This is a genomic window from Streptomyces sp. NPDC032091 (assembly GCF_055580265.1).
Genome location: NZ_JBVILR010000008.1, coordinates 225,876 through 247,735 on the forward strand (window position 1 = coordinate 225,876; position 21,860 = coordinate 247,735).

The following is a 21,860-nucleotide window of genomic DNA, read 5'->3' on the forward strand; positions in this document are numbered from 1 at the left end:
CCGGTTCGGCGGCGGATACGCGGGGGTGACGGGGTTCGGCCGACCGGGGTGGTGAACGGTCGCCGGACGGGTGAGATCCCCGGACGCGGCGGGAGAGGGGCCCCGGGCGGGGGAACGGTCGGCAGCGGAGATCTTGCGGCGGCGGCCGGCGCCGCCGCCCGGCGGGAGGAAACGCTGTTGGACGCCATCGTGCTGCTGCGGGAAGACCACAAGACCGTCGAGAAGCTCTTCAAGGAGTTCGAGAAGACCGACGACGAGGACACCTCGGAACGGCGCAGGATCGCGGACGAGGTGATCGAGGAGCTCACCGTCCACGCCTGGATCGAGGAGCAGTACTTCTATCCGGCCGCGCGGGAGGCCGCGCCCGACACCAAGGACCACGTCCTGGAGAGCATCGAGGAGCACCACGCGGTGGTGTGGATGCTCTCCGAGCTCAAGGCCATGGACCCCGCCGACGAGCGGTTCAAGGCCAAGATGACCGTGCTGATGGAACAGGTGCGCCACCACGTCGAGGAGGAGGAGAAGGACTGGTTCCCGGACGTCCGCAAGGCCATGGGCCGCAACCGTCTCCTCGACCTCGGGTCCCAGCTGGCGGAGGCCAAGGGGCAGGCGCCGCGGGACCCGCTGAAGGTCCCCAGCGCGGCGTCCGCGTGACCGTCGCACCGGGGCGCGCCGTGGAGCGGGCACCCCGGTTGCGCCGGACGCCGGCCGTGGCCCTGGGGCTCGTGGGCGTCCTGGCCGTGGGCGGATGCGGGGCGCCGGGGCCCCGCGCGGACGACGCCGTGTCGGCGGCCCGCGCGTTCGAGGACGCGCTGGGCGCCGCCCGGTACGGGCAGGCCTGCGCGTGGCTGGCGCCGCAGACCCGCCGGGAGGTGGCGGACGGGCAGGAGTGCGCCCGTGCCCTGGCGAAGGAGGGGCTGCCGGCCGTGACGGGCGGGGGGACGGAGGCGGCGGCGGAGGTGTACGGGCGGCAGGCGATGGTACGGCTGGGCGGGGACACGCTGTTCCTGTCCCAGTTCGGCGAGGGCTGGAAGGTCGTCGCCGCCGGCTGCACCCCGCAGCCCGACCGGCCGTACGACTGCACGGTCACGGGAGGCTGAACGTGCGCGGGCTGTTCATCGGGACGCTGGCCGTCATCCTCGTCGGCCTGGGCTACTTCATCACGATCGGACTGCTGCAACGATGACCGGACGACGGGCCCCGGCGGGCGGCTTCTGGCGCGACAACGGCCTCACGCTGGCCTTCGGCGGGGCGTTCCTGGTCGTGCTGGCCTGCCAGGCCGTCGCCGGGCGGGCGGAGTTCAACGAGCAGCTCGCCACGGCGGGGCTGCAACAGGTCTCCTTCGTCCAGTACCTGACGTCCTCGGACTTCGCGGTGGACGTCACCGAGAACTGGCAGTCGGAGTTCCTGCAGTTCTTCCTCTACGTCTTCGGCACCGTGTGGCTGCTCCAGCGCGGTTCCCCCGAGTCGAAGGAGCTCCACAAGGTCGGCCCGGAGAGCGAGGAGGAGCAGCGCATGGGCGAGCACGCGCGCGCGGACTCGCCCCGCTGGGCGGCCGCGGGCGGCTGGCGGCAGGCGGCGTACTCCCGTTCGCTGGGCATCGTGATGGCGCTGCTCTTCCTGCTGTCCTGGCTGGCGCAGTCCATCGCCGGCACCGCCGCCTACAACGCCGAACAGCTGCGGGAGCGGTCGCAGCCGGTGAGCTGGGCCGCGTACCTGGCGTCCGCGGACTTCTGGAGCCGGACCCTGCAGAACTGGCAGTCCGAACTCCTCGCGGTGGCCGCGATGGCCATCCTCTCCGTCTACCTCCGCCAGCGCGGCTCCCCGGAATCCAAGCCGGTCGGCGCCTCCCACGGCGCCACCGGGGTGGAGGGCTAGGACAGTCGGGCGTCAGCCCTTGCGGAGGTGCTTGGGGCCCTTGCCGGCGTCCACGCCGGTGAAGGCGTCGTCGTCCTTGCCGCCGCTGGGGCGCTGTGAGCGGCCGCGGGGTCCCAGGTCGTGGTGGCCCTTGTGGGTGCCGCTCTTGGCCAGGTCCTCGCCGCTGCGGGAGGTGCTCTCCACCGGGGTGCCGCTGTCGGTGTCCGCCGACGACGCGGACGGGGCGCGGCGGGCGGCCGTGCCCTTCTCCGGCGGGTCGAAGGACCGCCGGGCGCTGGGGTTGTCCTGGGTGTGCGTGGAATCGACGTCGGGCGACCAGCCGTGCTGCTCGGTGCCCTCGTGCCGGCCGGGTCCCTGGCCGTGCGGGACGTGCGACTTGGGTGTGCTGGACATCAGGAGTACCTCCTCGGGCGTCGCCCCGGTCCCCCCGCCCCTGCCCGGGCGGGGGCCGCCCAACCCCGCGACCGTCCCGCCCGGGGCGGTCCCGTCCGACGGCCCCGCCCGGTGCGGGGCATGGAGTGGGCGGACAGCGGTCAGAGGCAGGGCATGAGGATGCGCCACGCCGTCGTCGTCGTCACCGGTGCTTCGAGCGGGATCGGGCGCGCCACCGCCGTGGCCTGCGCCCGGCGGGGTGCGTGCGTCGTGCTGGCGGCCCGCAGCGCCGGGCCGCTGGAGGAGGCGGCGCGGGAGTGCCGGCGGCGGGGCGGCCGGGCGCTGGCCGTGCCGACGACGTGTGCGACGAGCGGGCGGTGGAAGGGCTGGCCGCGGCCGCGGTGGAGCGGTTCGGGCGGATCGACGTCTGGGTGAACGCGGCGGGGGTGGGGATCCTCGGGCGGTGGGACCAGGTGCCCGTGCCGGACCTGGCGCGCCTGTTCGAGGTGAACGTGCTCGGCGTGGTCCGCGGGGCCCGTGCCGCCCTGGCGGTCATGCGGCGCCAGGGGCACGGGGTGCTGGTCGACGTCTCCTCCCTGCTCGGGGGGCGGGTCACGGCCCCGTACATGGGCGGCTACGTGATGTCGAAGGCGGCGCTGGTCGCGTTCGACGACGTGCTGCGCCAGGAGCTGGCGCGGCTGGGCGAGCGGCGGATCCACGTGTGCACCGTCCTGCCGACCGGGGTGGACACGCCGTTCTTCCGGCACGCGGCCAACCGCAGCGGGCGCGAACTGCGTTCCCTGCCGCCCGTGGGGACGCCGGAGCGCGTCGCCCGTGCCGTCGTGCGGGCCGCCCGGCGGCCGCGGCGCCGGGTGCTGGTCGGGCCGTACGCCCGACTGCTGACCGGAGCGCGGCTCGTGGCGCCGGGGCCGGTGCGCCGCGCGGTGGCGTGGCGCACGGACCGGGCCTACTTCGCCGCCGGGCCGGGCGGGCCGGGCGGCGCCGGCGTCCTGCGGGCTCCGTCCGGCCGGTCCGCCGCGGTGCACGGCGGGCGCCACGGCCGACTGCGGACCGTGGTGCGCCGGGCGGCCGGGACGGCCGCCGTCGCGGCCCTGCCGGCGGCTCTGCGGGCGCTGGCCGCCCGGCGCGGGGGCGGGGGCGGCCGGCTCCGCGTGGGGTGCGCCCGGCGGGGGTAGGCGCCGCTCCGGGAGACCCCGAGCCGCGTGGGAGGCGTCATGGCGTTGCAGCACCGACTGGTCCGGGCCCGTCCGGCACGGGTGTGGGAGGTCCTGGAGGACGGGAACCGGTACGCGAACTGGGTGGTGGGGGCGCACGACTCCGCCGAGGCGGACGGCCGGTGGCCGCAGGAGGGCTCGACCCTGCGCTACCAGGTCAAACTCGGACCGCTGCGCTACGAGGGCGAGACCGTCGTGCGGGTGAACGCGGCACCGGACCGGCTGGAGCTGGAGGCCGTCGCGGGCAACTCCAGCGCGCGGATCGCCTTCGAGGTCCGCCCCTGGGGGGCCGACACGCTGGTGGTCATGGACGAGCATCCCCTGCGGGGCCGGGGCTGGTCCTTCCACCACGCGGCGGTCGACGCCGTCGCCCAGGTGCGCCACCGCCTGCTGCTGGCCCGCCTGGCCCGCGAGTGCGAGGACGGCGACGGCCGTGACCGGTCCTGACGCGGTGGTCATCGGCGCCGGCCCCAACGGGCTGGTCGCCGCGAACGTCCTGGCCGACGCCGGCTGGCAGGTGGTCGTCCTGGAGGCCGGGCCGTCGCCGGGCGGAGCGGTGCGCAGCGACCGCGGCCTGGACGCGGCGTACGTCCACGACCTCTTCAGCGCCTTCTACCCGCTCGCGGCCGCCTCGCCGGTCATCCGGCGGCTGCGCCTGGAGGAGTACGGGCTGCGCTGGAGCCGCGCCCCGGCCGTGGTCGCCCACCCGCTGACGGACGGCCGCTGCGCCGTCCTGGCCGCCGACCCGGAGGCGACGGCGGCCTCGCTGGAACGGTTCGCCCCCGGGGACGGGGAGGCGTGGCTGGGGCTGTGCCGGCTGTGGGAGCGGATCGACGACCTGCTGATGGACTGTCTGTTCACGCCGTTCCCGCCGCTGCGCGCGGGCGGGCGGCTGGCGCTGCGGCTGGGCCGCGCCGAGGGGCTGCGGATGGCCCGCAGGATGCTGCTGCCGGCCCGCCGGTTCGGGGAGGAGGAGTTCGCCGGTGCGGGCGGCCGGCTCCTGATCGCGGGCAATGCCCTCCACGCCGACCTGGCGCCCGAGTCCGCGCTCGGGGGCGGCTTCGGGTGGCTGATGTGCATGCTCGGCCAGGCCCACGGCTTCCCCGTGCCGCAGGGCGGCGCCCAGGCGCTGACCGACGCCCTCGTGCGGCGGCTGCGGGCGCACGGCGGCGTGCTGCACTGCGGGCGGGCGGCGGCCGAGGTGGTGGTGCGCGGCGGGCGGGCGGCGGCGGTCCGTACGGTGGACGGCACGCTGGTGGAAGCCCGCCGGGCGGTCCTCGCCGCGGTGCCGGCGCCCGTGCTCTACGAGCGGCTGCTGCGGCCCGAGCACCTGCCCGACCGGCTGCGGGGCGATCTGCGGCGGTTCCAGTGGGACTTCTCCACCGTCAAGGTCGACTGGGCGCTGTCCCGGCCCGTCCCCTGGTCCGCCGAGGGGCCGGGGACGGCGGGCACGGTGCACCTGGCCGACGGTGTGGACGAGCTGACGCTCTTCGCCGCCCAGATCGCCATGCGGCAGGTGCCGTCGTCCCCGTTCGCGGTCCTCGGGCAGATGACCACCGCCGATCCCGCCCGCTCCCCGGCGGGCACCGAGTCGGCGTGGGCGTACACGCACGTGCCCCAGGAGATCGTGGGCGACGCGGGCGGCGACGGCATCACCGGCCGCTGGGACGAGCGGGAGAGGGAGGCCATCGCCGACCGGATCGAGGCGCAGGTCGAGCGGTACGCGCCGGGGTTCGCCGGGACGGTCCGCGCCCGCCGCGTGCTGGCCCCGCCCGACCTCGAACGACTCGACCCCGCGCTGGTGGGCGGGGCCGTCAACCAGGGCACCACCGCCCTCCACCAGCAGCTCTTCTTCCGCCCGGTCCCGGGCACCGGCCGGCCGGCCACGCACGTCCCCGGGCTCTACCTGGCCTCCGCCACCGCGCATCCCGGGGGCGGTGTGCACGGCGCCCCGGGTGCGAACGCGGCCCGGACCGCCCTGCGCACCCGGCGGTCCCCGGCGCGGCTGCTGCGCCGGACCGGCTGAGCGGCCGGCGGGCCGGGGTCGGGGCCGTGGCGGGTGCGGCGGCCGATCACAGCGGTACGGGGCCGTCGATCAGCCGGGCGCCCATGTTGCGCTCCATCATGCGCAGCGCCGCGTCGGCGAGGTCGGCGTGGATGTGGGCGACCGCTTGCGTGGGGACGACGACGTCGAGGTGGCGGATGTGGGCGTCCAGGGCGGAGTACAGCACGCACTGCTCGGTGACCTGGCCGACGAGCACCAGACGGGTGACGTCCATGGTGCCCAGCAGGTAGGCGAGCGGCGTCTCGTAGAAGACGGAGTGGCGGGCCTTGACCACGAAGAGGGAGTCCTCGTCCGGCAGGACCGGCTCCACCAGCTCGGGGTGCTCGCCCGCCAGGGCGAAGTCGACGATCTGGCCGTGGTGGGAACGCCACTGGCCGAAGTTGTCGTTGGCGTAGACGACCGGCACGCCGGCGGCCCTCGCCGCGGACATCACGTCCACCACCCCGGGCAGCGCGGCGCGGACGGACCGGACCAGGAGGTCCGCGTCCTGGTGCCGGTAGGGATTCAGCATGTCGATGACCACCACGGCCGTGTTGTCCATACCGTCGAATCTCGCCCCCCTCCCCGCGTTCCGGCGGGTGGCCGGGCCGCGGGGTTCACCCTGTCACTCCGGATTGTTGCGGGTTCGCGGCCCCGCGCGGACGAGCACCGGCACGCCGGGCTGGGTTCTGTCCGGCTAGGCCTCGGCGGTCCAGGCGGTCGTCAGGCCGTCGAGCCAGGCGGGGGGCAGTTCCGCGGCGTCCCACTGTTCCCGCAGCGTCCGGGGGGAGGCGAGGAGCCGTTCCAGTACGGCGATGCTCGTCACGGAGTGGAGGAGCGAGTAGCGGCCGTGCATGGTGGTGGCGCTGTCCGGCCCGAACGCCGCGAACAGCCGCTCCAGCCGGCTGCGGTGCAGCGCGGTGAACTCGGTCAGCCGTCCGGCGTAGCCGGCCCGCTGCCGGGGGCTCATCGTGCCGAGGACGGCGACGAGCACCTCCTCGGTCACCTCCGGGTCCAGTTCCGAAGCCGCGGTGAACGACAGGTAGAGGGGAGTGAGGGCGACCTTGGCCCGCTCCACCTCCATGCGCCGCGCCCGGGGGTGGGCGCCCGCGCCGCCGTGGTCCCCCTCGGGCCCGGTGACCCCCGCCAGGGTCCGCTCGGCGACGGCGCCGAGGTCGTCCAGGAAGGCCTCGGCGCCGTCCAGCCAGCCGGAGCGGTACTCCTCTCCCTTGTCCCCCGGGACGGTACGGCCGGCGCCGTCGAGTTCCGTGTGCGCGAGGGCGAGGATGCCGGCCTCGACGAGCCCGATCAGCTGGCGCGCGTCACCGGCGGGGACCCCGGCCCGCGCGAGGAGCTGCAGCAGCGTCGTCCTCGCGTTGTCGACGCTGACCTCGTCCGGCCACTGCCGTGCCTCGTGGGCCGCGCTCATCGTCTCCTCCTCATCGCCGGTAGTGCAGTGTGTACAAAGAGATCGCTCCCTGCAACGTCCGAGGTCCATGGGGCGGGCCGGGTTCCCGCAGCGGAGCGGCCCTGGGCGGGGAGTGGTCAGGCGAGGCTCCACGACCAGGTGCCGTCGGCGGTGACGAGGCAGGCGAGGACGACCAGGTCGGCCACGCCCAGGGCGATGCCCAGGCGGGCGCGGCCGGGCCTGCTCGTGCGCCGGCCCAGGGCGAGGGCGCCGAGGACGATGGCGACGGGGCCGAGCAGCAGGTTCGTCACGAGCAGGCCCACGAGGCCGAGGACGAACGCGGTGACGGCCATCGCGTCGGCGTCGCGGATACGGGCAAGGGCAAGGGCACGGTCACGGGCGCGGCCGCGGCCGTGGTCGCGAGCACCGGCACGGTCACGGGGATGCGCATCGGTCCGGGTGTTCATCGCGCACCTCCGTGCGTCCGGCGGCGGCCCGAGAACCGCTCGCGCGCGGCGAACACCGCGAGCCACAGGGCGATCACGAGGCCGCCGCCCACGCTGACGGGGACGGGGACGTGGGCCACGGCGCCGAGCACGACGCCGAGGACGAGCAGGGCACCAACGAGGAAGAGCATGGGGACGTCCTTCCCTTCGGATGACAGTTGTGCACTGACTACCCGGTCCAATCAGCCTCATGCTGGCGGTGCGCGAGTGTGACGCGCTTGACTGCGCGTCATGAGCCTGCACACCACCGGAGCCCGCGAGATCCAGCGCCGCCGCACCCGAAGGGCCCTGCTCGACGCGGCCCTGTCGGAGCTGGAGGAGCGCAGCCTCGGCAGTCTGGGCCTCAGGGAGGTCACCCGGGCCGCCGGCGTCTCCCCCACCGCCTTCTACCGGCACTTCCGGGGCATGGACGAGCTGGGGATCGCGCTCGTCGAAGAGGCCCTGGCCACCCTGCACGTGACGGTACGGGGCATGCTGGCCGCGACCGGTGACGCCGAGCGGCGCGGTGACGCCGCGGTGCGGCTCGTCGCCGCACTGGTGCGCAGCAGGCCGGCGCACGTCCGCTTCCTGGTGCGCGAGCGCCACGGAGGGGTGCCGGCGGTGCGCGCGGCCATCGCCGCCCAACTGGACGCCTTCGCCGACGAGATAGGCGCCGCCCTGCGGGCGGATCCCACCGGTCCGGGCTGGGCCGCCGAGGACGTGCGGATGCTGGCCCGGCTGCTGGTGGACCACATGTTCATGACGGCGTCGGCGTTCCTCGCCGCGTCGCTGCGGGGCGAGGACTGGGAGGCCGCCACCGGGACCGCCCGGGCCCAGCTCCGGCTGATCCATCTGGGGCGCCTGCACTGGAGGGGGTGATCCCCGTACGGCCCGACCGGGTGAACGGCCGCCGGCCTGCGGCGTCACCGCGTTTGGAATCCGCTGGGAGGCGTAGAAGAACCACACGGATCGAACAAGGACAAGGGGCGTTTCATGAGCATCATCGGCTGGATCGTCTTGGGTCTGCTCGCCGGGATCATCGCCAAGGCCATCATGCCCGGGCGGGACCCGGGCGGCTGCGTCGTGACGATCCTGATCGGCATCGCCGGCGCCCTCCTCGGAGGATGGCTCGGCAAGGTGATCTTCCACGTCAAGTCCATCGACGGGTTCTTCCAGCTCTCCACCTGGATCGCGGCGATCGTGGGCGCCCTCATCCTCCTGGGGGTCTACCGCCTCGTGGTAGGCCGGAGGCATGGATGAAGGCCCTTCCGGGGCGGGGCCGGCGCGCGAGGAGGAGACGGCGACGGCTGCTGCGGCGCCTGGCGCCCCGCGCCGTCGCCCGCCGTGCCATGACCCGGGTGACGGCGTGGGGCGCGCGGTGGGCGGTGCGCTGCGCGTGGCTCACGGTACGGGTCGTGCTGCGCGCCGCCCTCTCACGCCGTCAGGCCTTCTTCAGCTCCTCGGCGAGCATGACGATGATGCCGCTGGGGCCGCGCACGTACGTGAGCTTGTAGACGTCCCCGTAGGTCGCCACGCCGCGCAGCGGGTGGCATCCGTGCCGTGCGGCCGTCTCCAGGGCCGCGTCGATGTCGTCGACCGAGAAGGCGACGCGGTGCATGCCGATGTCGTTCGGACGGGCCGGCCCCACCTCGATCGCTTCGGGGTGGATGTACTCGAAGAGCTCGAGGCGGCCTTGACCGTCCGGAGTCTGGAGCATCGCGATGCGGGCGTGGTTGCCGTCGAGGCCGACGGCGGTGTCGGTCCATTCGCCGCTGATCGTGTCGCGGCCGACGACCGTGAGGCCGAGGTCGGTGAAGAAGGAGATCGCCGCTTCGAGATCGCGGACGGCGATGCCGACGTTCTCAAGTCTGATGGCCATGCGCCGCATGCTACCGAGCGGGCCCGGTTCCCAGAGGACGGCCTTCCACGGGGTTTGGGAGCGCGGGGAGCGGACATACGCGCCGACGGCGGCCGCGCTCCGTTTTCCGTCCCCCCGGAACGGAGCGCGGCCCGCCGACGTTCGGCCCACCGGTCAGGGCGCCGGGATCCGGGCGGCGGCCAGGACGAAGGCGTGGCCCGCCGGGTCGGCGTAGCGGCGCTGCGTCGTCCTGCCCTCGGGGCCGGAGTCCTCCCCTTCCGCCGCCACGGGCCGCGCCCCCAGGGCCACCGCTTCGCGCTCCGCTTCGTCGAGTGCCTCCGGGGTCACCAGTATGCGCAGGTGGGGCTGTTCGGGCCCCTCGGGGAGCGGCCAGCTGGGCGGTACGCGGTCGGGGTCCCGGCGGATGCCGAGCACCGTGCCCGAGGGGCCGGTGACGAGGAGGAGGCCGGCGTCGCCCTCGGCCGGCCCGACACGGGCGTCCAGCAGGGAGGCGTAGAAGCGGGCCAGGGCTTCGGGCTCCGCGCAGTCCAGTACGAGCACGCTTGTCTTGGGTACGGTCATGAACCCCGTGTGCCCTGTGCGGCCGTACGTATACGTGGCGTCATCGAGGGGGCCCGGACGGGCGCGGCTCCCCGGTGCCTCGGGGGCACCGGGGAGCCGCGCTCATCTCCGCGTCCGCGTCTCGGGTCCGTCAGCTCCGGCGGTCGCGGTGGGCCGTACGGCTCTGGGCCCCGGTGTTCGGGGTGAGGGCGTCGCCGGCCTCGCCGTCCTGGCTGCCGGGCATGACCGCGTCCTCCGCTTCCTTGCGGGCCTCACGGTCGCCGCTCTCCCCGACGGCCTTCGAGGGAGGCGTGCCCTCGTGGTGCTCGCGGTGGTGCTTCTCGTGCTCGTTCACGCTCGTGCTCCTCGTACCGGTTCAGGTTCAGAAGGGGCGGCCGCCGAACGGGGCGCCCTGCAGGTAGTACGCGCCCACTTCGTCGTGGTAGTCGGCGTTTCCGAGGTGCGTCTCGCGGTGGAACTCCGGGGCGTTCTTGATCTGCTCCTTGGTCCGGTCCACGTGGACGGTCTCCTCGTCGACGTCGATCCGCGAGATGGTGCCGGCCGGCAGGAGGACCTCCTTCCCGAAGATCCACACGCCGGTGTCGACCACGATCCAGGCGGAGCCGGCCTCGTCCGAGTGCTTGTCGACCTTGCCGATGCTCCCGTCGACGGCCTCGACCTTGTACCCGCTGAGGTCGATGCCCTGCGTCCGGGCGTCCGTCTCGCGGTAGTCCCAGGCGTTCTCGTTCATGAAGGGTGGTCCTTTCCGTGGTGCGGATACCGCCTTGTCTCCCTGTCCCGGCTGCCCCGTCCCGCGGATCTCACACAGGCGCGTCGTGGGCCGGCCGCGAGCGTCGGGGCGGACGCGCCCTATGCCGCGCTGTTCCCGGTGTCCCGCAGGCGCCGGGTGGCGGACTCGGCCGCCCGGGCGGCCTTCCCGGCCGCCGTCTCGGCCCGCTGGTGGCGCGAGCGCGCGTCGGCGGTCGCCCGCTCGGCGGCGTCGAGGCGCCGCTGTGCCGCGTGGAGCTCTTCCCGCGCGGCTGCGGCTTCGCTGCGGGCTCCTTCCAGCGCGGTGGCTGCCTCGGTGAGTTCCGCCCGGGCCCGCTCGTGCGCGGCGGCGGCCTCGGCCGCCGCCTGCCGGGCCGCTTCGACGCGCCGCTCGTCTTCCCGAGCGCGCCGCTCGGCCGCCGCGTCCCGCTCCGGGCGGGACGGCGCCGGCCGCTCGCGCGGGGTCGCCGGGGGCGGCGGGGAGGCGCCCGGGGCGGGGGCCACGCCCTCGAAGCCGACCGGCGCCTTCGGGGCGGCCGTCAGCCGGCCCGCGAGCCACTGCCGGCCCGCGTCCTCGTCGGCCAGCAGACCGTGGAAGACCTGCTCGATCTCGTGCAGGACGCTCTCGCTGATCCGCTCCCCCGCCTCGCCGGCGAGCCGAGAGGTCTCCCGCGCGAGCGCGCCGATCACCCGGTGCTGCTCGTGCGAGAGCGCGCGCAGCCGCGCACCGTCCAGCTCCCGGTGTGCCGTCCGCAGCTCCCCGCCCAGGCGCAGGAGCGCCTGCGCCTCGGTGGGGCGGGCGCGGGCGAAGAGGCCCGCCGCCCACAGTGCGAGGGTGGGTTTGCGCAGGGCGGCGATCCGGCGGGCGGCCTCGGCGTCCTTCTCCTGCCGGGCTCGGGCGGTGTACGCGCCGCGTGCCGCGGTGAACTGCGCCGGGCGGAGCCCGTACAGCTCGCTGATCACCTGCTCCACGTTCACACCACCACCATGAGCCCCACGGCCGCGCCCCGCACGGTCCGGCTCGGGGAGGGGGCAGGGCGCGGCCGAGGGTTGGGTGCGGTCCGGTGGGGGCAGTCGCCGTTCGTGGGCTCGGGGTCCGGGGCGGTCGTCGGCCGAGGTGAGGAGGCCCCGTGCAGACCTTCCTGCCGTTCGCGTCGTTCCGTGCCTCGGCCGCCGTCCTCGACGGGCGGCGGCTCGGGAAGCAACGGGTGGAGGCCGTGCAGGTGCTGCGGGGCCTGACACTGCCCGGCTACGGGTGGCGCAATCATCCGGCGGTCCGCATGTGGGCGGGGTACGAGGAGGCCCTCGTCCGCTACGGGCTGGACGTCTGCCGGGTCTGGACCGCCGAGGGGCGGGGCGACACCTGCGCCGTCACCCTGGTCCGGGACTTCCGCACCTGGCTGCCGGGCGACGCGGAGCCCCGCACCCAGGAGCAGCTCGCCGCCGCCGGGGACCTTCCGCCATGGCTCGGCGACCCGGGGTTCCACCGGAGCCACCAGTCGGCGCTGGTGCGCAAGGACGCGGACTTCTACGGCAGGCACTTCCCCGGGGTTCCCGACGACCTCCCCTACGTCTGGCCCGCCTCCGACCGCGACCCCCGCGCGCGACCGCGCTGAGCGGCGAGCGGTACGGCAGGCGCGGGCGCCGGCGCGCAGCGGGCCCTCGGGCGGGTTCGCCTACAGTGGAGGGTCCACCCGGGGCTCCTCCCCCGGGGGCAGCGCCCGCGCCGGGCAGCCGCGACGACCGCGCAGGAGACGCACATGGGCGCCCACCCCCACCCGGACCGGCCGGCCGGCCCCCCGGACGCGCTCTTCGCCCTGGAGGACCTCGACACGGGCCGGGAGCTCCCTCCCCCCGCCGGTGCCGGACCGCTGTTCCGCGACTCCCCGGCAGCCCGCCGCATGCTCTCCGTACGGGTGATCCACGCCGAACCGGCGGCGGCGGCCTCCCCGCGCGGCCGCCAGGTCCTCGCCCGCTTCCCCGGCGCCGAGGTCGTCCCCGTCGCCTCGCACTGGGGGATCCCGGACCTCCACGGCAACGCGGGCAACGTCGACCGCTGGGTGCGCACCAAGTCCGAGGTCCTGGTGCTCGGGGAGAAGAAGACCCTCACCACCCGCCCCAACGGCCGCTCCGCGGACTGGATCGCCCCCGGTCCCGCCAACGGCTGCGCGATGGCGTGCGCCTACTGCTACGTCCCGCGCCGCAAGGGCTACGCCAACCCGGTCACCGTCTTCACCAACATCGAACGCATCATCGCCCACCTCTCGCGGCACGTCGCGCGCCTCGGCCCCAAGACGGAGGCGAACCAGTGCGACCCGACGGCGTGGGTGTACGACATCGGAGAGAACAGCGACTGCTCCGTCGACGCCCTGATCAGCGACAACGTCGCCGATCTGGTCCGCTCGTTCGCCCGGTGGCCGGCCGCCAAGGCCTCCTTCGCCACCAAGTTCGTCAACCCCGACCTCCTGCTGCTGGAGCCGCGCGGCCGGACCCGGGTGCGGTTCTCCGTCATGCCGCAGGAGGACTCCCGGCTGCTGGACCTCCGCACCAGCCCGGTCGAGGACCGGATCGCCGCCGCGGGGGACTTCCTGGACGCGGGATACGAGGTCCACTTCAACCTCTCGCCCGTGGTGCTGCGCCCCGGGTGGGAACGGGACTGGGGCCTGCTGCTCCGGCAGATGGACGACGTCCTGCCCGCTGCGGTGAAGGCCCAGGCGGCCGCGGAAGTGATCATGCTGACGCACAACGAGGGCCTGCACGACCTCAACCTGGGCTGGCACCCGCGCGCGGAGGAGGTCCTGTGGCAGCCCGGCCTCCAGGAGCCCAAGCGCTCCGAGAACGGGAGCTGGAACGTCCGCTACCGGGCCGGTGTGAAGGCGCGGGCCGTCGAGACCCTGCGCGCCCTCGTGGCCGCCCGCGCGCCCTGGCTCCGGATCCGGTACGCCTTCTGAGGGCGGGGGCCCGCGCGCGGGCGGGACCCGGTGCGGTCACCGGGCGGAGCGCCGGCGACCGCGCTCCATGTTCCGTTCCTGGCGCTCCCGCCGTTCCTCCGGCGACCTGCCGGCCACCGGTTCACTGGCCTCGGGGTGGACGGGGTCCGGGCCGGGATGCTCGCTGGTCTGCTCCTCACGGCCGATCCCCGGCTCCTGCCGCTTGTGCTCCTTGCCGCCCGTCGCTTCGTGCCGCGTGCCGTCCATGACCGGGACTCCTCTCCTCGACTCTCCTCGACGCTCCTCGACCGGTGGCGTCTACCCGGTATCGGGCCGCTCAGCGCGGCGGAAACCGGCCGATAGGAGTGGCTCCCGCTGGGTAGGCCGTGGGGGGAGGACGATCGGAGCGGTGAGCGCCGGATCTGCCGGCGCGTCCGCTGCGGCACGTCCATGGAGCGGCGCCGGCCCCGTCGGGGCCCGAGCGGTACGGAGGAGCGAACGGATGTCGAACGAGCGAGCGGGGCAGCAGGCGCGGGCGGAGGACCTCGTCGACGTGGCGAGGCTGGTGACCGCGTACTACGCCCTGCACCCGGACCCGGGCGATCCGGCCCAGCGCGTCGCCTTCGGCACCTCCGGGCACCGCGGCTCGTCCCTGGCCACCGCGTTCAACGAGGACCACATCGCCGCGACGAGCCAGGCCATCTGCGAGTACCGGGCCCGGCAGGGCGTCGACGGGCCGCTGTTCCTCGGAGCCGACACGCACGCGCTGTCCGAGCCCGCCCGGGTGACGGCCGTCGAGGTGTTCGCCGCCAACGGAGTGACCCTCCTCGTCGACACCGAGGACGGCTACACCCCGACTCCGGCGGTCTCCCACGCCGTCCTCACCCACAACCGCGGCCGCGCCGGCGCCCTGGCCGACGGGGTGGTCGTCACCCCCTCGCACAACCCGCCCGGCGACGGCGGGTTCAAGTACAACCCGCCCCACGGCGGCCCCGCCGGATCGGAGGCCACCGGCTGGATCCAGGACCGGGCCAACGAGATCATCGCCGGCGGCTCCAAGGAGGTCCGGAGGCTGCCGTACGCGCGGGCCCTCGCGGCCGCCACCACGGGGCGGTACGACTTCCTCGGCGCCTACGTCCGCGACCTGCCCTCCGTGCTCGACCTGGAGGCGGTGCGCGCGGCCGGGGTGCGCATCGGCGCCGACCCGCTCGGCGGCGCGTCGGTCGCCTACTGGGGGCGGATCGCCGAGGAGCACCGCCTCGACCTGACCGTCGTCAACCCGGAGACCGACCCCACCTGGCGGTTCATGACCCTGGACTGGGACGGGAAGATCCGGATGGACTGCTCCTCCCCCTACGCGATGGCCTCGCTGATCGAGGGCCGGGCCCGGTTCGACGTCACGACCGGCAACGACGCCGACGCCGACCGGCACGGCATCGTGACCCCGGACGGCGGCCTGATGAACCCCAACCACTACCTCGCCACGGCGATCGACTACCTCTACCGCCACCGCGCGGGCTGGCCGGCGTCCGCGGCCGTCGGCAAGACCCTGGTGTCCTCCGGGATGATCGACCGGGTCGCCGCCGACCTGGGCCGGGACCTGGTGGAGGTGCCCGTCGGCTTCAAGTGGTTCGTCGACGGCCTGGCCGGCGGCACCCTCGGGTTCGGCGGCGAGGAGTCGGCGGGGGCCTCGTTCCTCCGCCGTGACGGGTCGGTGTGGACCACCGACAAGGACGGCATCCTCCTCGCCCTGCTCGCCTCCGAGATCCTCGCGGTCACGGGGCAGAGCCCCTCCGAGCGGTACGCCGCGCTCACCGCCCGGTTCGGCGCGCCGGCCTACGCCCGCGTGGACGCGCCGGCCACCCGGGAGGAGAAGGCGGTCCTCGGCCGGCTCTCCCCGCAGCAGGTCACCGCGGACACGCTGGCCGGTGACGCGGTCACCGGAGTGCTCACCAGCGCCCCGGGCAACGGGGCGGCGTTCGGCGGGATCAAGGTGACCACCGACCAGGCGTGGTTCGCGGCCCGCCCCTCGGGCACCGAGGACGTCTACAAGATCTACGCGGAATCGTTCCGGGGCCCCGAGCACCTCGCCGAAGTCCAGGAGGCGGCGCGGTCGGTCGTCGCGGCAGCCCTGTCCTCCTGACGTCCGGCCCGGCTCAGGGTCGCCCGGCCCGGCTCCGGGCTGCCCGGCCCGCCCCCGGCCGGCTTCAGGGGCTCGACAGGACGGCCGCCAGGGCCGGGGTCAGGCCCGTGACCACGGCCTCCGGGGACAGGGAGGCCACGCCGGGCAGCTTGAGGAGGTAGCGGGTCAGGGCCAGCCCCAGGAGCTGGGACGAGACCAGGCCCGCGACCCTGCCCGCCCGCTCCGGGCCGAGGGCGGCCGCCAGCGCCGGGGCCACCTGCGCCGCGAACACCTCCCGCATCCGGGCCGCCGCCTGCTCGTTCGTCACCGCGGAGCGCAGCAGGACCAGCAGGGCGTCGTCCGCGGGGTCGCCCTCCCACCGCGCCACGAAGTGCCCCACCAGCGCCGCGGGCAGCTCCTCGGCCGGGACGGCGCCCAGGTCGGGCAGGCGCAGGTCGATGGCCAGGCTCGCGTCGAAGAGCCGCTCCTTGCTGCCGAAGTACCGCATGACCATCGAGGGGTCGATCCCGGCGTCGGCGGCGATGGCGCGGATGGTGGCGCGCTCGTAGCCCTGGACGGCGAAGCGCTCTCGCGCGGCCTTCAGGATTGCCGCCCTGGTGTGGTCGGAAGTGCGTCGTACCGTCATGCCAACAAGCGTAGGCCAACAGGCGTTGACACGCCAGGGCGGCCGCGTCATCCTGGGGTCAACAGCCGTTGGCCAACAAGTGTTGGCCTACTGGAGGAGGCCAGCGATGACCAGCACCGCCCCGCTCCCGCGTCCGCTTCCCGCCACGACGGGTGCCGCCGTCGTCGGGGCCGGACCCACCGGCCTCGCCCTCGCCGTGACCCTCGCCGAGGCCGGGATCGACTTCGTGCTCCTGGACCGGCAGGCCGAGGGCGCCAACACCTCGCGGGCCGCCGTCGTGCACGCCCGCACGCTGGAGGTCCTCGACGAGCTCGACCCCACCCGCGCCCTGTCCGCCGAGCTGATCGGCCGCGGCATCCCGGTGCGCACGTTCCGGATCCGCGACGGCGCCCGCCCGCTCGCCACGATCGGCTTCGACGGCCTGCCGACCACCCACCCGTACGCGCTGATGGTCCCCCAGGACCGGACCGAGGCCGTGCTCCTCGCCCGGCTGCGCGCCCTCGGCGGCGACGTCCACCGCCCGTACGAGGTCACCTCGATCACCCAGGACCCGGACGGGGTCACCCTCACCACCGGCACCGGCGAGACCCTGCGCGCCGACTACGCCGTCGGCGCCGACGGGATGCACAGCACGGTCCGGCAGGCCGCCGGGATCGGCTTCACCGGCAGCACGTACGGGGAGTCCTTCGTGCTGGCCGACGTCGTCATGGACTGGGCCCCGGGGGCCGGCGAGGTCTCGCTCACCCTGGGCGCCGCCGGGCTCACCGTGGTCGCTCCGTTGCCCGGGGGGCACTACCGGGTGGTCGCGAGCGTCGCCGAGGCCCCCGCCGAGCCGGACCTCGCGTTCGTACGGGGGCTGCTGGACGAGCGCGCGCCGGGCCAGGCCGCCGTCCGCGAGCTGGCCTGGTCCTCCCGGTTCCGGATCCACCACCGGGTCGCCGACCGCTACCGGGCGGGCCGGCTGCTGCTCGCCGGGGACGCCGCGCACGTCCACAGCCCGGCCGGCGGCCAGGGCATGAACACCGGCATCCAGGACGCGTACGCCCTCGGCCGCGCCTTCGCCGACAAGGACCTCGACGGCTACGAGGCCCGCCGCCGGCCCGTCGCCCGGCGGGTGGTGGCCCTCACCGACCGGATGACCCGGATCGCGACCCTCCGCAACCCGGCCCTGCGCGCCGCGCGCAACGCCGTCCTGCCGCTCGCCTCCCGCGTCCCCGCCCTGCGCCGCCGCCTGGCCACCGAACTCGCCGAGCTCGACTACCGCTGAAAGCCGGCGGCGGCGCGGGGCGGGTGCCCGTCCCCGGGCGGGTCAGGAGGCGGCGGGCTTCCAGACGCTGCTGAACGACAGCTTCAGGAGCAGGTCGTCCGGGCGGACGTCCTGGCCGTCCTTCACGGTCCGGATCTCGCTGTCGGTCAGGGCCGCCCCGTAGAGGCGGACCTCGTCGATCCCGCCCTTGAAATGGCCGTACACGGTGGGCTGGCCGACGGTCGTCACGTCCGCGTAGCTCGGCCGGGCGCCGATGAGGAAGGAGAAGCCCTCGTTGGCGGTGGTGAAGTCGCCGGCGGCGGCGACCGGGCCGGCCTTGAGCTCGGCGTCCACCCACAGGGACAGCTGCCCCGCCTGCCGCTGGAGCAGCACGTGGTGCCAGGCGTTGGCGTACGAGTCGGCCGTGGCCACGGTGGTCTCGCTCTGCCCGGCGGGCTTGATCCGGCCCACCAGCCTGCCGCCGACGACCTCGATGCCGTACGCGGAGTCGGCGGTGTCCTTGCCGTAGCCCGAGATCACCGGGTACTGCCCGGCGTCGGGTCCGCCGTACCGGACCCAGGTGCTCAGCGCGAAGTCGCCCGCGCCGATCCGGAGTTCCTCTTCGCACGAGAGGCGTACGGAGTCGTCGACGGTGTTGGCGTTGCCGTCGCTGCCGGAGAACTCGAAGGCCTGGCCCGTGCCGCGTTCCCCGGGCGTCGGGGTGCCCTGGAGGAACGGGTGGTTCTTGTAGCGGCTCGCGTCACTGGTCCGCGAGGGGGTCAGGTCCTCGGCCGCGGCGTCGAGGTCCGCCTTCTTGAAGGAGAGGTAGTCGAGGAAGCCGTTCGGGCTTCCGCCGGCCCGCTCGTAGAGGATGCCGATGACGTCGTCCTTCAGGGCGGGCGCGTCCTCCACCAGCGCCAGGTCGGAGTACCCGGCGCGCATCCGGTGGACGACGCCGCCGGAGCGGCTCCAGCTGGTCCCGCCGGTGTCCGAGGAGCGGATGGCGAGGGTGAAGCGGTCATTGGATTCGGCGCCCGGCCGGGTGGGCGAGGAGAACAGCAGGGGGCCGCCCGGCAGTTGCAGCAGTGAGCCGGAGGCCGGCGGTGCGTCCAGGCCGCGCACCGGGGTGAAGGCGACGGTCGGCACGGTGTCCGAGGGCAGCGCCGGTACGGGCGTCGCCGGGTCGCCGCTGCGGACCGCCGTGGCGGCGTCGGGGAGGAGCACCGTGTGCACCCGGCGGTCCTCGGTGTCGCAGATCTTCCGGGAGCGGGCGTTGACGTACAGCCTGCCGTCGGACAGCAGGGCGATCGAGGGCTCGGTGGGCGTGGCGCTGTCGGCCGGCCCGCCGGAACGGGCGCCGAACTGCCAGGTCCGTCCGCCGTCGTCGCTGAAGTAGAACTGGGCCCCGGCGGAGGCGGGTACGACGGTCTTCCCGCCGGCGTCCTGGACGGCGTCGACCTTGTACTCGCCGGCCACGATCAGCCGGCCCGGCCTGTCCGGGGCGGGCTGGGGCAGCTGGACGGCCTTGCCGGGCCCGACCGACCACCAGTTCCAGTCGGCGCCCTTGAGGTTCGGCAGGGGCTCCTCCGCCGACCAGTTCAAGCCGTTGTCGGCGCTCTCGATCCGGCGCAGGTCGCGCACCCCGCGCTCCCGCTTGCCGTCCTTGAGCTTCCACGGGCTGTACATGTAGAGGAGGGTGATCCGGCCGGAGTACGCGTCCACCGCGGGCACCGGATTGCCGAACCCGCCGGAGTCCCCGGCGCCGCGGAGCACCCGGAGCGCTCCCCACGTGCCGGTCCGCCGGTCGAAGCGCTTCAGCACGATGTCGATGTCGCCGACGTCGGAGCAGTCGGCGACCCGGGCCTCGGCGACGGCGAGCAGGTCGCCGTTGCCGGCGCGGACCAGGCTCGGGATGCGGAAGCACTTGTAGCCGGACTCGTTCACCGAGAACAGGGTGGTGCGCGCGCCCGGCAGGTCGGCGGCACCGGCCGGCGCGGCCGTGGTCAGCAGGGCCGAAACCAGCGCGGCGACCAGGGCGAAGAACAGGGCGGGGCGGCGTGGCCCCCGCCCGCGTCGAATGTCCGTTCTGTTGTCTCTCACCGGGCGAAGGGTACGGGAATGATCAAGGAACCGTACGGGCTCAGGCGGCGACGGCCTTCGCCCGGTCCGCGGCGATGTTCAGGGCCAGGCCCGCGAGGACCGTGCCCATGACGTACCGCTGGATCCGCAGCCAGCCGGGGCGCCGGGCGAGGAAGGCGGCGATGCCGCCCGCGCTCATCGCCACGAGGGCGTTGCCGGTGACGGCGACGGCGATCTGCGTCAGACCCAGCAGGAAGCTCTGCTGTGCGACGTGGCCGCGCTCCGGGACGACGAACTGCGGCAGCAGCGAGAGGTACATGACGGCGATCTTGGGGTTGAGCAGGCAGGTGAGGAAGCCCATGGTGACGAGCTTGCGCGGGGAGTCGGCGGGCAGCTCCTGCGGTGAGAAGACGGCGGCGCCGCCCGGCTTGACGGCCTGCCAGGCCAGCCAGAGCAGGTAGGCGGCGCCGGCGAGTTTGATCGCGGTGTACAGGAGCGGTACGACGGCGAACACGGTGGCGATGCCCGCGGTCACGGCGGTGAGGTAGACCAGGAAGCCGAGGACGACCCCGGCCAGGGACATCAGCCCCGCGCGGCGGCCCTGCGTGAGGGAGCGGGAGACCAGGTAGAGCATGTTCGGTCCCGGCGTGAGGACCATGCCGGTCGCCACGGCGGCGATCCCGAGCACGCCCGACAGGTCGACGGCGGAGGTGAGTGCGTCCATGCGGCGAGGCTAGGGGCGCCGACCGGGTCGGTGCAATAATGACTTTGCACTCGGTGCAATGAGGAGGGATGTCCCGATGGAGGACTACCGTGTGATCGCCGACGAGATCGCGGCGTCCATCGCCGACGGGCGGCTGCGTCCCGGCGAGCAGCTCCCGACGCAGCGCGCCTTCGCGCGCCGGCACGGCATCGCCGGGTCCACGGCCGGCCGGGTCTACCGCGAACTGGTCCGGCGCGGGCTGGTCGTGGGCGAGGTCGGCCGCGGCACCTTCGTACGGGCGGGCCGTGGCACGCCGGGCGTGGCGCTCGCCGAGCCCGCCGTCGCCCGGGTCGACCTGGAGCTCAACTACCCGGTCGTCCCGGAGCAGTCCGCCCTGCTCGCCACCGGGCTCGCGCCGATGCTGCGGGCGGATGCGCTGGACGCCGCGCTCCGGCCGGTCGGCGCGGCGGGAACGGACGTCGCCCGAGGGGCCTTCGCCTCGCTCGCCTCCGGCACCGACGCGGCGGCCGGCGAGGGGGCAGGCGACGCGGCGGGTGGCGGGGCAGGCGGCGGGGCCACCTGGCGGGCGGCCGCCGACGACGTGCTGTTCGCCGCCAACGGCCGCCAGGCCATCGCCGCCGCCCTGACCGCACTCGTGTCGCCCGGCCAGCGCCTGGGCGTCGAGGCGCTCACCTACCCCGTGGTCAAGGCACTCGCGCAACGCCTCGGCATCACGCTCGTCCCCCTCCCGACGGACGCGGACGGCCTGCTCCCCGACGCCCTGCCGGCCGTCCACCGGGCCACCCCCCTGCAGGCGCTCTACCTCCAGCCGCGCCTCCACAACCCCCTCGGGGCCACCCTCGCGCCGGAACGCCGCCACGCGCTCGCCGCGACACTGGAGCGCCTCGGCCTGCCCCTCGTCGAGGACGCGATCTGGTCCTTCCTGCGGCCCGGCACCCCTGCGATGGCAGCGCTCGCACCGGAGTGGACCGTCCTCGTCGACAGCCTGTCCAAGCGCGCCGCCCCCGGGCTGACCACCGGATTCGCCGTCGTCCCGGCCCGGTTCCGCGCCTCCGTGACGGCCGCGCTGCGCTCCGGCGGCTGGACGCCGAGCGGTTTCGCCCTCGAAGCGGCGGTCCGCTGGATCGGCGACGGCACGGTGGCCGCGATCGTGGCGGCCAAACGTGCCGACGCGGCGCGGCGCCAGCGGCTCGCCCGCAGCATCCTGGCGGGACAGACCCTGCGGTCCGACCCGTGCTCGTACTACGTCTGGTGGGAACTTCCACCGGCCTGGCGCGCGGAGACGTTCGTCGCGGCCGCCGCCCGCCAGGGCATCGCCGTCACGCCCGCCGCGGCGTTCGCGGTCGACGGCCGGACCAGCCCGTCCGCGGTGCGGGTCGGGCTCGCCTCACCGCCGCTCCCCGTGCTGACCGGAGCCCTGGAGACCCTCGCCCGGACGGCCGGCGGCACGCCGGAGGACCTCCTGTACTGACCCGGGGCCGTCGCCGGCCGACCGGCCGGAGGC

26 protein-coding genes and 1 pseudogene are annotated in these 21,860 nt (G+C 74.9%); 13 read left to right on the forward strand and 14 right to left on the reverse strand.

Translation table 11 applies throughout. The features are described 5' to 3' along the window. The first annotated feature begins 177 nt into the window (after positions 1-177). From ACZ5NJ_RS16075 to ACZ5NJ_RS16085, 3 genes are all read left to right on the forward strand, one after another. Positions 178-654, forward strand: a complete 477-nt coding sequence (locus ACZ5NJ_RS16075; RefSeq protein WP_468765487.1) for a hemerythrin domain-containing protein — start codon at positions 178-180, stop codon at positions 652-654. Next, positions 651-1,100 (forward strand): hypothetical protein, encoded by a 450-nt coding sequence (locus ACZ5NJ_RS16080; RefSeq protein WP_468765488.1) that lies wholly within the window; start codon positions 651-653, stop codon positions 1,098-1,100. The genes ACZ5NJ_RS16075 and ACZ5NJ_RS16080 overlap by 4 nt, the downstream gene beginning before the upstream one ends. Before the next feature lie 82 nt (positions 1,101-1,182). Continuing rightward, entirely contained in the window at positions 1,183-1,878 is a 696-nt protein-coding gene (locus ACZ5NJ_RS16085; RefSeq protein ID WP_468765489.1) for a DUF6766 family protein, read from the forward strand. A 12-nt stretch (positions 1,879-1,890) separates the two neighbouring features. On the opposite strand, the gene ACZ5NJ_RS16090 is transcribed toward ACZ5NJ_RS16085, so the two are convergent. Next, a complete protein-coding gene (locus ACZ5NJ_RS16090) occupies positions 1,891-2,271 on the reverse strand; it encodes a hypothetical protein (protein ID WP_468765490.1) in 381 nt (126 codons plus the stop codon). A 159-nt stretch (positions 2,272-2,430) separates the two neighbouring features. On the opposite strand from ACZ5NJ_RS16090, the pseudogene ACZ5NJ_RS16095 reads away from it, so the two are divergent. From ACZ5NJ_RS16095 to ACZ5NJ_RS16105, 3 genes and pseudogenes are all read left to right on the forward strand, one after another. Next, positions 2,431-3,446: pseudogene (locus ACZ5NJ_RS16095) on the forward strand (SDR family NAD(P)-dependent oxidoreductase). Between the two features lie 39 nt (positions 3,447-3,485). Next, positions 3,486-3,932 (forward strand): SRPBCC family protein, encoded by a 447-nt coding sequence (locus tag ACZ5NJ_RS16100; protein WP_468765491.1) that lies wholly within the window; start codon positions 3,486-3,488, stop codon positions 3,930-3,932. After that, positions 3,919-5,511, forward strand: coding sequence for a phytoene desaturase family protein (locus tag ACZ5NJ_RS16105; protein WP_468765492.1), 1,593 nt, complete (start codon positions 3,919-3,921; stop codon positions 5,509-5,511). The genes ACZ5NJ_RS16100 and ACZ5NJ_RS16105 overlap by 14 nt, the downstream gene beginning before the upstream one ends. A gap of 46 nt (positions 5,512-5,557) precedes the next feature. On the opposite strand, the gene ACZ5NJ_RS16110 is transcribed toward ACZ5NJ_RS16105, so the two are convergent. The 4 genes from ACZ5NJ_RS16110 to ACZ5NJ_RS16125 form a co-directional block, all read right to left on the reverse strand. Further along, positions 5,558-6,091, reverse strand: a complete 534-nt coding sequence (locus ACZ5NJ_RS16110; RefSeq protein ID WP_468765493.1) for a cysteine hydrolase family protein — start codon at positions 6,089-6,091, stop codon at positions 5,558-5,560. Between the two features lie 135 nt (positions 6,092-6,226). Next, entirely contained in the window at positions 6,227-6,958 is a 732-nt protein-coding gene (locus ACZ5NJ_RS16115) for a hypothetical protein (RefSeq protein WP_468765495.1), read from the reverse strand. A 116-nt stretch (positions 6,959-7,074) separates the two neighbouring features. Then, entirely contained in the window at positions 7,075-7,290 is a 216-nt protein-coding gene (locus ACZ5NJ_RS16120; RefSeq protein ID WP_468765496.1) for a DUF4190 domain-containing protein, read from the reverse strand. Between the two features lie 110 nt (positions 7,291-7,400). Continuing rightward, on the reverse strand, positions 7,401-7,574 hold the full coding sequence (locus tag ACZ5NJ_RS16125; protein ID WP_468765497.1) for a hypothetical protein: 174 nt from the start codon (positions 7,572-7,574) through the stop codon (positions 7,401-7,403). A 100-nt stretch (positions 7,575-7,674) separates the two neighbouring features. Here ACZ5NJ_RS16125 and ACZ5NJ_RS16130 point away from each other — a divergent pair, with 100 nt between their 5' ends. Beyond that, complete coding sequence (locus ACZ5NJ_RS16130; RefSeq protein ID WP_468765498.1) at positions 7,675-8,301, forward strand: TetR family transcriptional regulator; 627 nt, start codon at positions 7,675-7,677, stop codon at positions 8,299-8,301. A gap of 114 nt (positions 8,302-8,415) precedes the next feature. Further along, entirely contained in the window at positions 8,416-8,682 is a 267-nt protein-coding gene (locus ACZ5NJ_RS16135) for a GlsB/YeaQ/YmgE family stress response membrane protein (RefSeq protein ID WP_468765499.1), read from the forward strand. Positions 8,683-8,863: 181 nt separating this feature from the next. Here ACZ5NJ_RS16135 and ACZ5NJ_RS16140 read toward each other — a convergent pair whose 3' ends face one another. The 5 genes from ACZ5NJ_RS16140 to ACZ5NJ_RS16160 form a co-directional block, all read right to left on the reverse strand. After that, positions 8,864-9,301: a VOC family protein gene (locus ACZ5NJ_RS16140; RefSeq protein WP_468765500.1), complete on the reverse strand. Its 438-nt coding sequence runs from the start codon at positions 9,299-9,301 to the stop codon at positions 8,864-8,866. A 153-nt stretch (positions 9,302-9,454) separates the two neighbouring features. Continuing rightward, entirely contained in the window at positions 9,455-9,862 is a 408-nt protein-coding gene (locus ACZ5NJ_RS16145) for a VOC family protein (protein ID WP_468765501.1), read from the reverse strand. A gap of 130 nt (positions 9,863-9,992) precedes the next feature. Further along, positions 9,993-10,196 carry a hypothetical protein gene (locus ACZ5NJ_RS16150; RefSeq protein ID WP_468765503.1) on the reverse strand — a complete coding sequence of 68 codons (204 nt, stop codon included), beginning with the start codon at positions 10,194-10,196 and terminating at the stop codon, positions 9,993-9,995. Positions 10,197-10,223: 27 nt separating this feature from the next. Next, positions 10,224-10,592: a PRC-barrel domain-containing protein gene (locus ACZ5NJ_RS16155; RefSeq protein ID WP_468765504.1), complete on the reverse strand. Its 369-nt coding sequence runs from the start codon at positions 10,590-10,592 to the stop codon at positions 10,224-10,226. A gap of 119 nt (positions 10,593-10,711) precedes the next feature. Next, entirely contained in the window at positions 10,712-11,587 is an 876-nt protein-coding gene (locus ACZ5NJ_RS16160) for a hypothetical protein (protein WP_468765505.1), read from the reverse strand. A gap of 152 nt (positions 11,588-11,739) precedes the next feature. Between ACZ5NJ_RS16160 and ACZ5NJ_RS16165 the strand changes: the two genes are divergently transcribed. After that, positions 11,740-12,225 (forward strand): MSMEG_6728 family protein, encoded by a 486-nt coding sequence (locus ACZ5NJ_RS16165; protein WP_468765506.1) that lies wholly within the window; start codon positions 11,740-11,742, stop codon positions 12,223-12,225. A gap of 144 nt (positions 12,226-12,369) precedes the next feature. Beyond that, positions 12,370-13,560 carry a spore photoproduct lyase family protein gene (locus tag ACZ5NJ_RS16170; protein WP_468765507.1) on the forward strand — a complete coding sequence of 397 codons (1,191 nt, stop codon included), beginning with the start codon at positions 12,370-12,372 and terminating at the stop codon, positions 13,558-13,560. Positions 13,561-13,596: 36 nt separating this feature from the next. On the opposite strand, the gene ACZ5NJ_RS16175 is transcribed toward ACZ5NJ_RS16170, so the two are convergent. Then, complete coding sequence (locus ACZ5NJ_RS16175; protein WP_468765509.1) at positions 13,597-13,806, reverse strand: hypothetical protein; 210 nt, start codon at positions 13,804-13,806, stop codon at positions 13,597-13,599. 235 nt (positions 13,807-14,041) lie between these two features. Here ACZ5NJ_RS16175 and pgm point away from each other — a divergent pair, with 235 nt between their 5' ends. Further along, complete coding sequence (gene pgm, locus ACZ5NJ_RS16180) at positions 14,042-15,682, forward strand: phosphoglucomutase (alpha-D-glucose-1,6-bisphosphate-dependent) (protein ID WP_468765510.1); 1,641 nt, start codon at positions 14,042-14,044, stop codon at positions 15,680-15,682. Positions 15,683-15,746: 64 nt separating this feature from the next. On the opposite strand, the gene ACZ5NJ_RS16185 is transcribed toward pgm, so the two are convergent. Continuing rightward, the gene (locus ACZ5NJ_RS16185; RefSeq protein ID WP_468765511.1) at positions 15,747-16,307 is read right to left on the reverse strand and encodes a TetR/AcrR family transcriptional regulator; all 561 of its coding nucleotides are present in this window, start codon (positions 16,305-16,307) and stop codon (positions 15,747-15,749) included. 106 nt (positions 16,308-16,413) lie between these two features. Between ACZ5NJ_RS16185 and ACZ5NJ_RS16190 the strand changes: the two genes are divergently transcribed. Continuing rightward, the gene (locus tag ACZ5NJ_RS16190; RefSeq protein ID WP_468765513.1) at positions 16,414-17,574 is read left to right on the forward strand and encodes an FAD-dependent oxidoreductase; all 1,161 of its coding nucleotides are present in this window, start codon (positions 16,414-16,416) and stop codon (positions 17,572-17,574) included. Between the two features lie 42 nt (positions 17,575-17,616). Here the strand turns inward: ACZ5NJ_RS16190 and ACZ5NJ_RS16195 are convergent, their stop codons facing one another. Beyond that, the gene (locus tag ACZ5NJ_RS16195) at positions 17,617-19,653 is read right to left on the reverse strand and encodes an exo-alpha-sialidase (RefSeq protein ID WP_468765514.1); all 2,037 of its coding nucleotides are present in this window, start codon (positions 19,651-19,653) and stop codon (positions 17,617-17,619) included. A gap of 40 nt (positions 19,654-19,693) precedes the next feature. Further along, complete coding sequence (locus tag ACZ5NJ_RS16200; protein ID WP_468765515.1) at positions 19,694-20,356, reverse strand: LysE family translocator; 663 nt, start codon at positions 20,354-20,356, stop codon at positions 19,694-19,696. 76 nt (positions 20,357-20,432) lie between these two features. On the opposite strand from ACZ5NJ_RS16200, the gene ACZ5NJ_RS16205 reads away from it, so the two are divergent. After that, the gene (locus tag ACZ5NJ_RS16205) at positions 20,433-21,827 is read left to right on the forward strand and encodes an aminotransferase-like domain-containing protein (protein WP_468765517.1); all 1,395 of its coding nucleotides are present in this window, start codon (positions 20,433-20,435) and stop codon (positions 21,825-21,827) included. The last annotated feature ends 33 nt before the right edge of the window (positions 21,828-21,860 follow it).

Bases quoted from the DNA above. Each gene is read 5' to 3' on its own strand.
- ACZ5NJ_RS16085 (WP_468765489.1), top strand. From the start codon at position 1,183: ATGACCGGACGACGGGCCCCGGCGGGCGGCTTCTGGCGCGACAACGGC.
- ACZ5NJ_RS16090 (WP_468765490.1), bottom strand. From the start codon at position 2,271: ATGTCCAGCACACCCAAGTCGCACGTCCCGCACGGCCAGGGACCCGGC.
- ACZ5NJ_RS16100 (WP_468765491.1), top strand. From the start codon at position 3,486: ATGGCGTTGCAGCACCGACTGGTCCGGGCCCGTCCGGCACGGGTGTGG.
- ACZ5NJ_RS16110 (WP_468765493.1), bottom strand. From the start codon at position 6,091: ATGGACAACACGGCCGTGGTGGTCATCGACATGCTGAATCCCTACCGG.
- ACZ5NJ_RS16115 (WP_468765495.1), bottom strand. From the start codon at position 6,958: ATGAGCGCGGCCCACGAGGCACGGCAGTGGCCGGACGAGGTCAGCGTC.
- ACZ5NJ_RS16120 (WP_468765496.1), bottom strand. From the start codon at position 7,290: ATGGCCGTCACCGCGTTCGTCCTCGGCCTCGTGGGCCTGCTCGTGACG.
- ACZ5NJ_RS16125 (WP_468765497.1), bottom strand. From the start codon at position 7,574: ATGCTCTTCCTCGTTGGTGCCCTGCTCGTCCTCGGCGTCGTGCTCGGC.
- ACZ5NJ_RS16130 (WP_468765498.1), top strand. From the start codon at position 7,675: ATGAGCCTGCACACCACCGGAGCCCGCGAGATCCAGCGCCGCCGCACC.
- ACZ5NJ_RS16135 (WP_468765499.1), top strand. From the start codon at position 8,416: ATGAGCATCATCGGCTGGATCGTCTTGGGTCTGCTCGCCGGGATCATC.
- ACZ5NJ_RS16140 (WP_468765500.1), bottom strand. From the start codon at position 9,301: ATGGCCATCAGACTTGAGAACGTCGGCATCGCCGTCCGCGATCTCGAA.
- ACZ5NJ_RS16145 (WP_468765501.1), bottom strand. From the start codon at position 9,862: ATGACCGTACCCAAGACAAGCGTGCTCGTACTGGACTGCGCGGAGCCC.
- ACZ5NJ_RS16155 (WP_468765504.1), bottom strand. From the start codon at position 10,592: ATGAACGAGAACGCCTGGGACTACCGCGAGACGGACGCCCGGACGCAG.
- ACZ5NJ_RS16170 (WP_468765507.1), top strand. From the start codon at position 12,370: ATGGGCGCCCACCCCCACCCGGACCGGCCGGCCGGCCCCCCGGACGCG.
- ACZ5NJ_RS16175 (WP_468765509.1), bottom strand. From the start codon at position 13,806: ATGGACGGCACGCGGCACGAAGCGACGGGCGGCAAGGAGCACAAGCGG.
- pgm (WP_468765510.1), top strand. From the start codon at position 14,042: ATGTCGAACGAGCGAGCGGGGCAGCAGGCGCGGGCGGAGGACCTCGTC.
- ACZ5NJ_RS16185 (WP_468765511.1), bottom strand. From the start codon at position 16,307: ATGACGGTACGACGCACTTCCGACCACACCAGGGCGGCAATCCTGAAG.
- ACZ5NJ_RS16190 (WP_468765513.1), top strand. From the start codon at position 16,414: ATGACCAGCACCGCCCCGCTCCCGCGTCCGCTTCCCGCCACGACGGGT.
- ACZ5NJ_RS16200 (WP_468765515.1), bottom strand. From the start codon at position 20,356: ATGGACGCACTCACCTCCGCCGTCGACCTGTCGGGCGTGCTCGGGATC.
- ACZ5NJ_RS16205 (WP_468765517.1), top strand. From the start codon at position 20,433: ATGGAGGACTACCGTGTGATCGCCGACGAGATCGCGGCGTCCATCGCC.